This window comes from Pseudomonas sp. H3_A02 (assembly GCF_054671965.1).
On record NZ_CP162807.1, the window covers coordinates 4,189,187 to 4,202,721 of the forward strand.

Here is a 13,535-nt window from a genome sequence, read left to right on the forward strand (position 1 = left end):
ACTTCACGGTGTAGCGCTATCGGGCCACGGCTCGTGCAACAGGAGTCAAACTTGAAAGACGACAGAATCCAAACCGTGATCGGCCGCCAGGAAGACTTCGACCGGGCGTCGGGCAACTTCGCCGAGCGGGCGATCTTCAACCATCGCCCGCTGGTGATCCTGCTGTGCCTGCTGGTGACCTTGGTGCTGGGTTGGCAAGCCACGCGCATCGGCATCAATGCCAGCTATGAGAAGACCATTCCCACCGGGCATCCCTACGTCGCCAACTTCCTTGAGAACCGCAGTGAATTGAGCGGCCTGGGCAACTCGCTGCGCATTGCCGTGGAGGTCAAGCAGGGGAGCATTTTCACCAAGGACTACCTCGATACCCTGGCCAAGCTCAACGACGAGCTCTATCTGCTGCCGGGTGTCGACCGACCCTACATGAAATCGTTATGGACTCCGACCACGCGCTGGACCGCCGTGACCGAGGAAGGGCTCGACGGCGGCACGGTGATCCCTGACGACTACGACGGATCGGCCGCCAGCATCGAGCAGGTGCGGACCAATGTGGCCCGCTCCGGGGAAGTCGGTCAATTGGTCGCCGGCAACTTCAAGTCCAGCGTGATCTTCGTGCCGTTGCTGGAAATCAATCCGCAGACGGGCAAGGCGCTGGACTATGGCGAGTTTTCCCGGCAACTGGAGGCGTTGCGCGACAAGTACCAGACCGATGACCTGCGCATCCATATCACCGGCTTTACCAAGATCGTCGGCGACCTGATCGAGGGCATGACCCAGGTTCTGCTGTTCTTCGTGGTGGCGGTACTGGTGACGGTATTGGTGCTGTTTGGCTACACCCGTTGCGCGCGCAGCACCCTGGTGGTGGTGACCTGTTCTCTGGCGGCGGTGCTTTGGCAACTGGGGCTGCTGGCCTTGCTCGGTTATGAGCTGGACCCTTACTCGGCACTGGTGCCGTTCCTGGTGTTCGCCATTGGCATGAGCCATGGCGCGCAGAAGATGAATGGCATCATGCAGGACATCGGCCGTGGCACCCACCGGGTGGTCGCCGCGCGCTACACCTTCCGCCGACTGTTCGCTGCCGGCATCACCGCGTTGCTCTGTGACGCGGTCGGTTTTGCGGTGTTGCTGCTGATCAATATTCGGGTGATCCAGGACCTGGCGATCACCGCCAGCCTCGGCGTGGCGGTGCTGATCTTCACCAACCTGATCCTGCTGCCGATCCTGCTCAGCTATATCGGCGTCAGCCCGGCGGCGGCGCAACGCAGCCTCAGTGCGGAAACCACCGAGCAGCAGGCGCAGATCAAGCATCCACTGTGGCGCGTGCTCGATCTTTTCACCCAACGCCGTTGGGCCATGGGTGCCATGTTGGCGGGCTTGCTGTTGGCCGCGTTTGGTTTTGCCGTGAGCCTGCACCTGAAAATCGGCGACCTGGACCCCGGTGCTCCAGAGTTGCGTGCCGACTCGCGCTACAACCGCGATGCGTTGTTCATGACCCAAAACTACGCGGCCAGCTCGGATATTTTCGTGGTCATGATCAAGACCCCAGAAGATCAATGCACCCGTTACGCCAGTCTGTCCGCGGTAGATGCGCTGGCTTGGCAACTGGAGCAATTGCCCGGCGTGGAATCGACCACCTCGATGGCGGCGCTGAGCAAGATCGCCACGGCCGGTTATAACGAAGGCAACTTCAAATGGTATGAACTGATCCCCAACGACGGCGCACTGGGTGCCGTGCAGACCCGTGCTCCGCGAGAGTTGTTCAATCAGGGCTGCTCGATGCTGTCGTTGTACGTCTACCTGGCCGATCACAAGGCTGACACCTTGAACCGGGTGGTGGAGGCCAGCGAACGATTCATTGCCGGGCATCAGATGCCAGAGGTCAAGTTCATGCTGGCGGCCGGCAGCGCGGGGATCGAAGCGGCGACCAATATCGTCGTGAAGAAGTCCATGCGCGAGATGCTGTTCTGGGTCTACGGTGCGGTCAGTCTGCTGTGCTTGCTGACCTTCCGCAGTTGGCGGGCGACTCTGTGCGCGATGCTGCCGCTGATGCTTACCTCTATCCTGTGCGAGGCGCTGATGGTAGGGCTGGGCATGGGGGTGAAAGTCGCAACATTGCCGGTCATTGCATTGGGTGTGGGTATTGGCGTCGATTATGCGCTCTATGTGTTGAGTGTGATCCTGGCGCGGATGCGTGCTGGCGACACCTTGGCCCAGGCGTATTACCAGGCGCTGCTGTTCACCGGCAAGGTGGTGTTGCTGACGGGTATGACATTGGCGGTGGCGGTGTCGACCTGGGCGTTTTCGCCGATCAAGTTCCAGGCTGACATGGGGGTTTTGCTGGCCTTTATGTTTTTGGTGAATATGCTTGGGGCTTTGATTCTGCTGCCGGCCTTGGCTTGGTTGTTGCTGCCGCAGAGGGTGTTTTTAAAAAAGCCTGAGTTGAGTCGGCGGGAGCGGTGGGTTCAGGGGTGATGGCATTTTTTGTGGGGGGTGAATATCCGTTATTTAGGTAACGGCTGCTTAGGGTTCCGCCCTTACGGCGGAACCATAAGTCGCCGTGACCTAAACAACGGATATACGCACCAAAATCAGGAATTCCCCACAACCGACTTCGCCGCACCCAACCGCGGCCCGGCCGAATAACGAATCACACTAAGAACAGCCAACGTAGCAACCACCAACCCCGGGGAAGTCGCCAGCAATACAGCAGTGGTCCCACCCCCGGCCGCGAGGATCTGCCCGGCGGCCAAAGGCCCGGCCACCGACCCCAGGCGCCCGATGGCCACCGCTGCACCCACCCCCGTCGCACGCACGGCCGTCGGGTAGGAGGGCGGTGCCAACGCATAGAGCACCAACTGTGCAGCCATGACAAACAACCCGGCGGCAAACCCGGCAATGGCCATGGGCACGATACCAACGGACAACCCAACCCCGGCCAGGGCGCTCAGCAGACCGGCATAGACGAACAGCACCACCTTGATGCCATTGCAACGGTCCAGCAACAGCCCCCCCAGCAACGAGCCAAGGGCGCCACCGATGTTGAACAGCATCTGCACCAGACCAGCCTGGGGTTTGCTGAAGCCCTGTTCCAGCAGCAATGACGGCAGCCAGTTGAGCAACATGTACATCACCGTCAGGGTGAAGAAATAACTCAGCCAGAGCGCCACCGTGGTACGGCCGCGACCTTCACCAAACAACGCCTGGGCGGTGGAGCCCCGCGAGGAGCCGCCATCCCGGGCCTGGCGAAAGGCACTGGATTCGGGAAGCCACAGAAGCATCAGCGGGACTACCAGCAAAGGCGCCAACCCACCGATGAAAAACGTCATCTGCCAATGCTCGCCAAACAGCATCGCGACCACGGCGGCCAACGCACCGCCCAACGGCACCCCCGCATACATCACGCTGATGGCCGTGCCCCGGCGCTGTTCGCCCACGGCTTCGGCACACAGGGCAATGAGGTTGGGCAGGGCGGCGCCCAGGCCCAGGCCGGTCATGAAGCGCACCAGCAACAGGCTGGAGAAGTGTTCGACATAAGCGGTACTGAGGGAAAATACGCCGAACAGCAAGACAGCCGCGATGAGGATTTTCTTGCGACCGATGCGATCGGCGATCCAGCCACCAAAAAACGCCCCCGGTAGCAATCCGATGATGCCGGCGCTGAACACCCAACCCATCATTTTCGGGTCAAGGGCAAACGTCTGCCGTAGCCCTGCGGCAGCGGTACCGGCTGACTGCAGGTCGAAACCCTCGATCAACGCAACGATGAAACACAAGGCAATGGTCAGCGTCGCACGACGCGCCGGACGGTCCATGGCAAATCCTCTTATTGTTTTTGTGAGGGACACCGGCTCGGAGGAAACCGGGCGGGGTACTTTTAAGATTAACAAAGCTAACTAAAAAATGAAGGGTGCCAGGAGGACGTCAATATGCGGCCAGTTCATGATGAAAATCAGGTGCTTGGCAACAATCCATGGATTAATTAGTAAATTAGTTAATTATATTAATGTTCGATTATCGGACGTTCGTGATTGACGAAGCGCCCGTGCCGTTTCCATTCTTTGTCCGCACGGCCCTCCATCGCCAAGGCAGGGTCGATCAAAACAACAACAATAAATGGACACCGAACATGCCAAACCTTGCTCGGGACACGCTGACGGCGCGCCCTGTTTCATCTCTCGTCCCTCTGCTGGCCTGTCTCGGGCTGAGCCTCGGTTCCCCCGTATTGTGGGCGGAAGGCTTCATCGACGGCAGCCACGGTACCCTGACCCTGCGCAACTACTACATGGATCGCGACTACAAGGACAACGGCGCCAAAACCGCAGCCCGGGAATGGGCTCAGGGTGTGTTCATGAATATGGAGTCGGGGTTCACCCCGGGCACGGTCGGGTTCGGCCTGGATGTCAGGGGATTGCTGGGCATCAAGCTGGATTCGTCGCCGGATCGCAGCGGCACCGAACTGTTGCCGGTCTCCAGTAGCGACAAGCGTGCGGCGGATGAGTATTCGCGCCTGGGCGTGACCGGCAAGCTGCGTTTCGCTCAAACCACGGTGAAGACCGGCGATGTGTCGATCTTCCTGCCGTTTGCCTTTGCCAGTCCGTCGCGGTTACTGCCGCAGACCTTTCGCGGGACGACGCTCAGTTCCAAGGATTTCGACGGTTTGACGTTGAACACCGGTTATATCGATCGCATCGCCCGGCGCGATTCCACCGATTACCAGCCGATGAGCATCGCCTCGCCCAACCGCCGATTCAACGGCGCGGCGACCTCTTCTCATATGGCGTATGTAGGCGGCGACTATCAGGTCAACAAAGACCTCAGTCTGCGGGCCTACCACGCTGAAGTGGCGGACCTGTACCAGCAGAACACCCTGGCATTGCTGCATAACCTGCCCCTGGGCGACGGCGTCCTGACCACCGACCTGCGCAGTTTTTTCAGTGACGAAGACGGCGCGGCCAAGGCCGGAAAGGTGGATAACCGCAATGTCTCGGCGCTGGTCGGCTATCGCCTGGGCGGGCATCGCGTGAGCCTGGGCTACATGCACGCCAGTGGCGATACGGCCACGCCGTATGTGTCCGGCACCGAGTTGATGGGCTTGAGTGAAATGACCATGAGCTCGGACTTTCTCAACGCCAAGGAGCGCACCTGGCAGGCGATCCATGACTACGACTTCGCCGCCGTAGGCGTGCCGGGCCTGAGGACTCGCCTGCGTTATGTGCGTGGCGATCACATCGAGCTGGCGGCCCTGAATGCCGAGGATCGCAAGGAGCGTGAGTTCCAGATGGAGCTGGGGTACGTGATCCAGAGCGGCCCATTGAAGAACGTCGGGCTGCTGGCGCGCAAGTCGATCTATCGCAACGACTTTCCGGGCACGGCGGCGTTTCGCGATGAGAACCAGACCCGGTTCCTGGTGACGTACAGCGTGCCGATCTGGTGACTTTCGAGTGGCCTGGCTAGCTTTTGTGGAAGCAAGGCTTGCCCGCGATGAACGCACTGCGGTTTTTCAGAAATCGAGGTGCCTTCGTCGCGAGCAAGCTTTGCTCTCACATAGCGGGAGCAAGCTCCCTCGCCACAGGGGGAGCGGTGTTCTGTTACTGGTAAACCTTCTTCAACAACCGCAACAACTCCTCACGCTCAGCCCCTGAGAGGGCCACGGTGGAGTCGAGGTCGCTCTGGGCGGCGATGTGCTTGAGCTCCTTGAGCAGGGTTTCGCCGGTCTTGCTCAGGAAAATCCCATAGGAGCGCTTGTCCGGCTTGCAGCGCACGCGCACGGCCAGGGCACGGCTTTCCAGTTTGTTCAGCAGCGGCACCACTTGCGGCGGTTCGATCGCCAGGGCCTTGGCCAGGTCGGCCTGCATCAGCCCGGGGTTCTGGTCGATGATCGCCAGGGCCGAGAACTGGGCGGGGCGCAAATCGTGGACGGCGAGCCGGCCGATCAGGTTCTGGAACAGTTTCAACTGGGCGCGGCGCAGGGCATAGCCGATCAGGTCGTCCAGCGCGGAGTCCAGCGGTGCCTGCGCGTCGGTACCGGCGACCAGGGTCTCGGCGGGTTCGGCAGGCTTGGAAGACTTGGCCATCGAAATGAGCTTCCTCAAGATAAGTGATTAACAAGGCTATCCAGTTTGCCGGGGTTGCGGCGCCGTGGCTACGGGCTTGTGCATATTCGAATTTTTTAACCTTCGACCCAGCCCCGGAAAAATACAGATAAACAGATTAATAGTTAATTGACATAACTAAATTTCCGGTTTAATTTTTGATCATCTTCAGCCAAGAACAAGAGAGCACGCATCATGAGCAATTACGAAGGTCGCTGGAAAACGGTCAAGGTCGATATCGAGGAGGGCATCGCCTGGGTCACCCTCAATCGCCCGGAAAAACGCAACGCCATGAGCCCGACCCTCAATCGCGAGATGATCGACGTGCTCGAGACCCTGGAGCAGGATCCAGCCGCAGGCGTATTGGTGCTGACCGGGGCCGGCGATGCCTGGACCGCTGGCATGGACCTCAAGGAATATTTCCGCGAAGTGGATGCCGGGCCGGAAATCCTCCAGGAAAAAATCCGTCGCGAAGCGTCGCAGTGGCAGTGGAAATTGCTGCGCATGTACGCCAAGCCGACCATCGCCATGGTCAACGGCTGGTGCTTCGGTGGCGGTTTCAGTCCGCTGGTGGCATGCGACCTGGCGATCTGCGCCGACGAAGCGACCTTCGGTCTCTCGGAAATCAACTGGGGCATCCCGCCGGGCAACCTGGTCAGCAAGGCCATGGCCGATACCGTGGGCCATCGCCAATCGCTGTACTACATCATGACCGGCAAGACCTTCGGCGGGCAGAAAGCCGCTGAAATGGGCCTGGTCAATGAGAGCGTGCCTTTGGCGCAGCTGCGTGAAGTCACCGTGGAACTGGCGCGCAACCTGTTGGAAAAGAACCCGGTGGTGCTGCGGGCGGCCAAGCATGGCTTCAAACGCTGCCGCGAACTGACCTGGGAGCAGAACGAGGATTACCTGTACGCCAAGCTCGACCAGTCGCGCCTGCTCGACACCGAAGGTGGCCGCGAGCAGGGCATGAAGCAGTTCCTGGACGACAAGAGCATCAAGCCGGGCTTGCAGACCTATAAGCGCTGAATCGACCGGCGAATGGCGGGCCGCATCCCGCTGTTCGCTGCCTCGCCCTGGCGCTACTGTTACACCACTGCGATGTATTCCCGATAAAGACAAAAAAGAGGAATCACCATGCTGGACGTGCCCCTGTTGATTGGCGGCCAGTCGTGCCCGGCCCGCGACGGCCGGACCTTCGAACGCTGCAACCCGGTGACGGGTGAGGTGGTGTCTCGCGTGGCCGCCGCCACCCTGGAAGACGCCGATGCCGCCGTGGCCGCCGCCCAAGCGGCGTTTCCCGCCTGGGCCGCGCTGGCGCCCAACGAGCGCCGCACGCGTCTGTTGCGTGCGGCCGAACAGTTGCAGGCCCGTAGCAGTGAATTCGTCGCTGCTGCCGGCGAGACCGGTGCCATGGCCAACTGGTACGGCTTCAACGTGCACCTGGCGGCGAACATGCTCCGCGAAGCGGCGTCGATGACGACCCAGATCAACGGTGAAATCATTCCTTCGGACGTGCCTGGCAGTTTTGCCATGGCCCTGCGTCAGCCCTGTGGCGTGGTGCTGGGCATCGCGCCATGGAACGCCCCGGTGATTCTCGCCACCCGTGCCATCGCCATGCCCCTGGCCTGCGGTAATACCGTGGTGCTCAAGGCTTCCGAGATAAGCCCGGCCGTGCACCGGCTGATCGGCCAGGTGTTGCAGGACGCCGGGCTGGGTGACGGCGTGGTCAACGTGATCTGTAACGCACCGGCGGATGCGCCGGCCATTGTCGAACGGTTGATCGCCAACCCGGCGGTGCGCCGGGTCAACTTCACCGGTTCGACCCACGTTGGGCGCATCGTCGGCGAACTGTCGGCGCGCCATCTCAAACCGGCTTTGCTGGAACTGGGTGGCAAGGCGCCGCTGCTGGTGCTGGACGACGCCGACCTGGATGCAGCCGTGCAAGCGGCCGCCTTCGGGGCCTACTTCAACCAGGGCCAGATTTGCATGTCCACCGAGCGCCTGATCGTCGACGCCCGGGTGGCGGATGAGTTCATCGCCCGGCTGAGCGCCAAGATCGCCACCTTGCGTGCCGGTGATCCGGCGGCAGGTGATTCGGTGTTGGGCTCGTTGGTCGATGCCAGTGCCGGCCAGCGCATCAAAGGGCTGATCGACGATGCCTTGGCCAAAGGCGCAACGCTGGTCACCGGTGGCCAGTTGGAAGGCAGCATCCTGCAGCCGACTTTGCTCGACGGCGTCACTGCGCAAATGCGCCTGTACCGCGAAGAATCCTTCGGGCCGGTGGCGGTGCTGTTGCGCGGTGACGGCGATGAAGAACTGCTGCGCCTGGCCAACGATTCCGAGTTCGGCTTGTCGGCCGCCATCTTCAGCCGCGACACGAGTCGTGCGCTGGCTTTGGCCCAGCGGGTCGAGTCGGGCATTTGCCACATAAACGGGCCGACCGTGCACGACGAGGCGCAGATGCCCTTCGGCGGGGTCAAGTCCAGCGGTTACGGCAGCTTTGGCGGCAAGGCGTCCATCGAACATTTCACCCAGTTGCGTTGGGTGACCCTGCAGAACGGTCCGCGGCATTACCCGATCTGAAACCCGTTGCATCACGGGCGGTCGAGCCTTGAAAGCCGTCGCCCGGATGCAGGCCAGAATAACAATGACAAGGCCGCAGCCCAGCGCTGCCACGCTCCGCTCGCATCGCGACCCGAGTGTGCCTTGGTGGAGGAAATGTACGTGAGTTCCGAGTCCAGATCGTCCTCCCGACCCGAGGCCGGGCGGTATCGCCAGGTGTCGATTGGTCACCCTGCCGTCGAAGTCCGGGAAGAGCACGGCATCTTGCACATGCGCTCCCTGGAACCCCTGGCTCCGTTGCCGGCGCGTTTGCTAGAGCGCCTGGTGCACTGGGCCGAGGTGCGCCCACAGCAGACGTTTATCGCGGCCCGTGAAGCGGGCGGTGACTGGCGCCGGGTCAGTTATGCGCAGATGCTCGACAGTGTCCGCGCCATAGCCCAAAGTTTGCTCAGTTACGGTTTATCGGCGGAAAAACCCCTGGCGTTGCTCTCCGGCAACGACATCGAACACCTGCAAATGGCCCTCGGCGCGATGTACGCCGGCATTCCCTATTGCCCGGTGTCGCCGGCTTATTCATTGCTGTCCCAGGATTTCGCCAAGCTGCGCCACGTCTGCGATCTGTTGCAGCCGGGGTTGGTGTTTGTCAGCGAAGCCGCACCGTTCGAGCGGGCGATCAATGCCGTATTGCCGGCGGACGTTCCCTTGATCACCGTGCGTGGAGAGATGCCGGGCCGGTCGAGGACAAGCTTCGCCAGCCTGCTGGCCCAACCCGGCGGCGCGGAGGCCGAGCAGGCGTTCGCCGCCACCGGCCCGGACAGTATCGCCAAGTTCCTGTTTACCTCCGGCTCCACCAAGTTGCCCAAGGCCGTGATCACCACCCAGCGTATGTTGTGCGCCAATCAGCAGATGCTGCTGCAGACCTTTCCAGTGTTCGGTGAGGTGCCGCCGGTGCTGGTGGACTGGCTGCCGTGGAACCACACGTTCGGCGGCAGCCACAACCTCGGCATCGTGCTGTACAACGGCGGCACGTTCTACCTGGACGACGGCAAACCCACCGCCCAGGGCTTCGCCGAGACCCTGCGCAACCTCAAGGAAATATCGCCCACCGCCTACCTGACCGTGCCCAAGGGCTGGGAGGAACTGGTCAGCGCCCTGGAGCAGGACGGTGAATTGCGCGAGCGTTTCTTCAAGCGCATCAGCCTGTTCTTCTTCGCCGCGGCGGGTCTGTCGCAAACTACCTGGGACCGGCTCGACAAGGTCGCCGAGCAGCATTGTGGCGAACGTATCCGCATGATGGCGGGCCTGGGCATGACCGAGGCGTCGCCGTCCTGCACCTTCACCACCGGCCCCTTGTCCATGGCCGGCTACATCGGCCTTCCGGCCCCCGGGTGCGAGGTCCGCCTAGTGCCGGTGGACGGCAAGTTCGAAGGGCGTTTTCGTGGGCCGCACATCATGCCTGGCTACTGGCGTTCGGCGCAGCAGACGGCCGAAGTGTTCGATGAGGACGGTTTCTATTGTTCAGGGGATGCGATCAAGCTGGCCGATGCCAGCAATCCGCAACTGGGGCTGATGTTCGATGGGCGAATTGCCGAGGATTTCAAATTGTCTTCCGGTGTCTTCGTCAGCGTCGGGCCGTTGCGCAACCGGGCGGTGCTGGAAGGCACGCCCTATGTTCAGGACCTGGTGATCACCGCACCGGATCGCGAATGCCTGGGCGCGCTGGTGTTTCCACGGCTTGCTGAATGCCGACGCCTGTCTGGCCTGGGGGCGGAGGCCAGCGACACCCAGGTCCTCGCCAGTCCGCCGGTACGCCAATGGTTCGCCGACTGGCTGCAACGCCTGAACCGCGAAGCCAGCGGCAACGCCAGTCGCGTGGAGTGGATTGCCTTGCTCGATGAACCGGCGTCCATCGACCGTGGTGAAATCACCGATAAGGGGTCGATCAACCAGCGAGCGGTGTTGCAGTGGCGGGCGGGGAAGGTCGAGGCGCTGTACCGCGGGGAGGATGCTTCGATCCTGCGGGCGGGGCCTGTGGCTTAAGGCAAGACCTTGTGCGGGTTCACACAGTACCTGTGTCACTCACAAATCCCTGTGGGAGCGAGCTTGCTCGCGATAGCGGTGGTCCAGCAGCATTGATGTTGCCTGACATACCGCCATCGCGAGCAAGCTCGCTCCCACAGTTTTAACCACTCATAAAATCGCAGTGAGGGTTCTGGGGCAGTTGTTTAACGCCGTCCCAGCAGCAACCCCACCACCAGCCCGAACCCAGCGGAAATCGCCACGGTCTGCCAGGGATGGCCACCAATATAGACTTCAGTGGCATCGACCATGGGACGAGTGCGCTCCCGTGCGCTGGTGACCGAGTCGCGCGCCTGTTGCAGTTTCTGGGATATCTGGCCTCGCAGGTTCTCGGCCTCTTCGCCCACCAGCGAGGCACTGCTCTTGAGCAGTTTTTCCGATTCTTCAATCAGCGCCGTCAATTCGCTGAAGGCTTGATCCTTGATTTGCTCTCCGTTCGCTTGCACGGTGCCTTTACGGGCCATGGAAGTACTCCTTGTGTGGATGATGGCATTGAACAATGGAGTGCTGCGGCTCTAAAAAAGTTGCAGCGCTGGGCGCTGGCAGGGCAGTCCATCGCAAATCGTGGTTAAGACGTTTCCCAGCAAGGTGTAAGATGGCGCCTATTTACGCAACAGGTAATTCCCATGAGCTTCAATCTGGCTGACAAGCCCCTGGCCGAGCGCGCCGCGCTGGAAGACGAAAAATCCCGACTCTTTGAACTGTGGCAAAACAACCTGGGCAAGGCCAAGGGCGATGCCGCCCGCCTGTTCGGCGAGCGCTCCAAACGCAAGGGCAAGTGGGCCGAGTGGGTGCGTGCCGAACTGGACGGCATGTCGCCGCCGGAATACGCCAACATGGTGCGCAGTGAAGTCAATCGCCTGATGGCCGCCAACAAGTAAACCTCAGGCAAACGTCGCGGTAATGGCCTCGCGTACCTTGAGCACTGCCGGATCCATTTGCGTGTGGGTCCGCCAGCCCAGTTCGATGGGGTAGCGGGGCAAGGCCAGGGGGCAGGGCAGCAAGGCCAGGCCGCTGAGGGCGGCGATGGCCCGGGCGGCATGGGCCGGAATCGTCGCCACGGCCTGGCTGCCCTTGAGCAGGAACGGCAACGCGGCAAAGTGAGTGGTCGAGGCACAGACTCGCCGACTCAGGCCAAGCCCGGCCAGCCCCTCGTCGGTGATACCGATGAACCCTCCCGAAGACACCAACAGATGCTCACGGGCCACGAACGCCTCCAGGCTGAGGGATTGTTGGTCTTGCGCCAGGCTCGCCGCGTCCAACAGGCAAGCGTAATCGCCTTCGCCCAATACCTGGCGGCTGAGCAACCGCTGCGCGAAACCGCCCGCCGTGATCGCCAGGTCGAGGTCGCGCTCCATCAGGGCCCGGCCGACGATCTGGCTGTGGGTCTGTCGGAAAATCAAGCGCAGGCCCGGTGCGCGACGGGCCACCTCCTCGATCAGGCGGCGCCCATGGGCAATCTCGAAATCGTCCGACAGGCCGACGATGACCGAGCGGCCCTCGTAATGGCTGGCATCCGGATCGACCATCGCCAGGCTCTGGCGGCATTTGTCCAGTGCTTCGCTGATCACCGGCTTCAGCTGGTTCGCCCGTAGCGTCGGCGCCAAGCCCCGGCCCGTGCGCACGAATAATTGATCGCCGTATAAATCGCGCAGCCTGCGCAATGCGGCACTGATGGCCGACTGGGTCACGCCCAGGCGCACGGCGGCGCGGCTGGCGCTGGATTCGTCGTGCAGGGCTTCGAAGGTCTTGAGCAGGTTGAGGTCGATGTCGGCGATATTCATTAGGCTCATATCATTTAGCAGCATTTTGGGCTTTATTCATGATCGGCCGCTCCTTGAGAATCAGCAACACCTGATGATCAAGGAGTTGAAAACCATGCCCAAATCCATTGTGGCTGCCCTGCAGATCGGTTCGTTGCCTGGTGGCAAGGGCGAGACCCTGGCGCAGATCCTTTCCTATGAAGACGCCATTCGCCAGGCTGGCGCACGCCTGGTGGTGATGCCTGAAGCGTTGCTCGGTGGTTATCCCAAGGGCGAGGGGTTCGGCACTCAACTGGGTTACCGGTTGCCGGAGGGGCGCGAGGCGTTTGCCCGTTATTTTGCCAATGCTATTGACGTGCCCGGCGTTGAAACCGAAGCGCTGGCCGGACTGTCGGCGCGTACGGGGGCAAGCCTGGTGCTGGGCGTTATCGAGCGTGTCGGCAGCACCCTGTACTGCACCGCGCTGTATTTCGAACCCGATGCGGGCCTGGTGGCCCGGCACCGCAAGTTGATGCCCACCGGCACCGAGCGGCTGATCTGGGGCAAGGGCGATGGTTCGACCTTGCCGGTGATCGACAGCCAGGTTGGTCGGGTTGGCGCGGCGGTGTGCTGGGAAAACATGATGCCGCTGCTGCGCACCGCGATGTACGCCAAGGGGGTGGACGTCTGGTGTGCGCCAACGGTGGATGAGCGGGAGATGTGGCAGGTGACCATGCGCCATATCGCCCACGAAGGGCGTTGTTTTGTGGTCAGTGCCTGTCAGGTCCAGGCCTCGCCGCAGGCCCTGGGCATCGACGTTGCGCACTGGCCGGCCGAGCGGCCGCTGATTGCCGGTGGCAGTGTGATTGTCGGGCCCATGGGCGATGTGCTCGCCGGGCCGCTGAAAGACACCGCTGGGTTACTGACCGCCGAAATCGACACCGATGACCTGGTGCGGGCGCGCTACGACTATGACGTGGTCGGACATTACGCCAGGCCGGACGTGTTCGAATTGGTGGTGGACGAGCGCGCCAAGCCCGGCGTGCGCTTCACGGCGTGA

At 61.8% G+C, this 13,535-nt stretch carries 11 protein-coding genes; 7 read left to right on the forward strand and 4 right to left on the reverse strand.

The genetic code is table 11. From position 1 onward, the window contains the following. The first annotated feature begins 51 nt into the window (after window positions 1–51). Window positions 52–2,472 (forward strand): efflux RND transporter permease subunit, encoded by a 2,421-nt coding sequence (locus tag AB4N80_RS18480; protein ID WP_460078156.1) that lies wholly within the window; start codon window positions 52–54, stop codon window positions 2,470–2,472. 116 nt (window positions 2,473–2,588) lie between these two features. Here the strand turns inward: AB4N80_RS18480 and mhpT are convergent, their stop codons facing one another. Beyond that, window positions 2,589–3,812 carry a 3-(3-hydroxy-phenyl)propionate transporter MhpT gene (mhpT, locus tag AB4N80_RS18485; RefSeq protein WP_122565517.1) on the reverse strand — a complete coding sequence of 408 codons (1,224 nt, stop codon included), beginning with the start codon at window positions 3,810–3,812 and terminating at the stop codon, window positions 2,589–2,591. A gap of 314 nt (window positions 3,813–4,126) precedes the next feature. Here mhpT and AB4N80_RS18490 point away from each other — a divergent pair, with 314 nt between their 5' ends. After that, complete coding sequence (locus AB4N80_RS18490; protein WP_122565860.1) at window positions 4,127–5,434, forward strand: OprD family porin; 1,308 nt, start codon at window positions 4,127–4,129, stop codon at window positions 5,432–5,434. A gap of 154 nt (window positions 5,435–5,588) precedes the next feature. On the opposite strand, the gene AB4N80_RS18495 is transcribed toward AB4N80_RS18490, so the two are convergent. Further along, on the reverse strand, window positions 5,589–6,074 hold the full coding sequence (locus AB4N80_RS18495) for a MarR family winged helix-turn-helix transcriptional regulator (protein ID WP_354336985.1): 486 nt from the start codon (window positions 6,072–6,074) through the stop codon (window positions 5,589–5,591). Window positions 6,075–6,287: 213 nt separating this feature from the next. On the opposite strand from AB4N80_RS18495, the gene AB4N80_RS18500 reads away from it, so the two are divergent. The 3 genes from AB4N80_RS18500 (at window position 6,288) to AB4N80_RS18510 (ending at window position 10,694) form a co-directional block, all read left to right on the forward strand. After that, window positions 6,288–7,118, forward strand: coding sequence for a p-hydroxycinnamoyl CoA hydratase/lyase (locus AB4N80_RS18500; RefSeq protein WP_003202420.1), 831 nt, complete (start codon window positions 6,288–6,290; stop codon window positions 7,116–7,118). Window positions 7,119–7,226: 108 nt separating this feature from the next. After that, complete coding sequence (locus AB4N80_RS18505; RefSeq protein WP_305467161.1) at window positions 7,227–8,675, forward strand: aldehyde dehydrogenase; 1,449 nt, start codon at window positions 7,227–7,229, stop codon at window positions 8,673–8,675. A gap of 141 nt (window positions 8,676–8,816) precedes the next feature. Further along, window positions 8,817–10,694: a feruloyl-CoA synthase gene (locus tag AB4N80_RS18510; RefSeq protein ID WP_305481658.1), complete on the forward strand. Its 1,878-nt coding sequence runs from the start codon at window positions 8,817–8,819 to the stop codon at window positions 10,692–10,694. 185 nt (window positions 10,695–10,879) lie between these two features. Here AB4N80_RS18510 and AB4N80_RS18515 read toward each other — a convergent pair whose 3' ends face one another. Then, complete coding sequence (locus AB4N80_RS18515; RefSeq protein ID WP_122565514.1) at window positions 10,880–11,197, reverse strand: ElaB/YgaM/YqjD family protein; 318 nt, start codon at window positions 11,195–11,197, stop codon at window positions 10,880–10,882. A 162-nt stretch (window positions 11,198–11,359) separates the two neighbouring features. Here AB4N80_RS18515 and AB4N80_RS18520 point away from each other — a divergent pair, with 162 nt between their 5' ends. Continuing rightward, entirely contained in the window at window positions 11,360–11,614 is a 255-nt protein-coding gene (locus AB4N80_RS18520) for a hypothetical protein (protein WP_003181187.1), read from the forward strand. A 3-nt stretch (window positions 11,615–11,617) separates the two neighbouring features. Here AB4N80_RS18520 and AB4N80_RS18525 read toward each other — a convergent pair whose 3' ends face one another. Next, entirely contained in the window at window positions 11,618–12,526 is a 909-nt protein-coding gene (locus AB4N80_RS18525) for a LysR substrate-binding domain-containing protein (protein ID WP_305467158.1), read from the reverse strand. Window positions 12,527–12,611: 85 nt separating this feature from the next. Between AB4N80_RS18525 and AB4N80_RS18530 the strand changes: the two genes are divergently transcribed. Then, complete coding sequence (locus AB4N80_RS18530; protein WP_122565857.1) at window positions 12,612–13,535, forward strand: carbon-nitrogen hydrolase family protein; 924 nt, start codon at window positions 12,612–12,614, stop codon at window positions 13,533–13,535.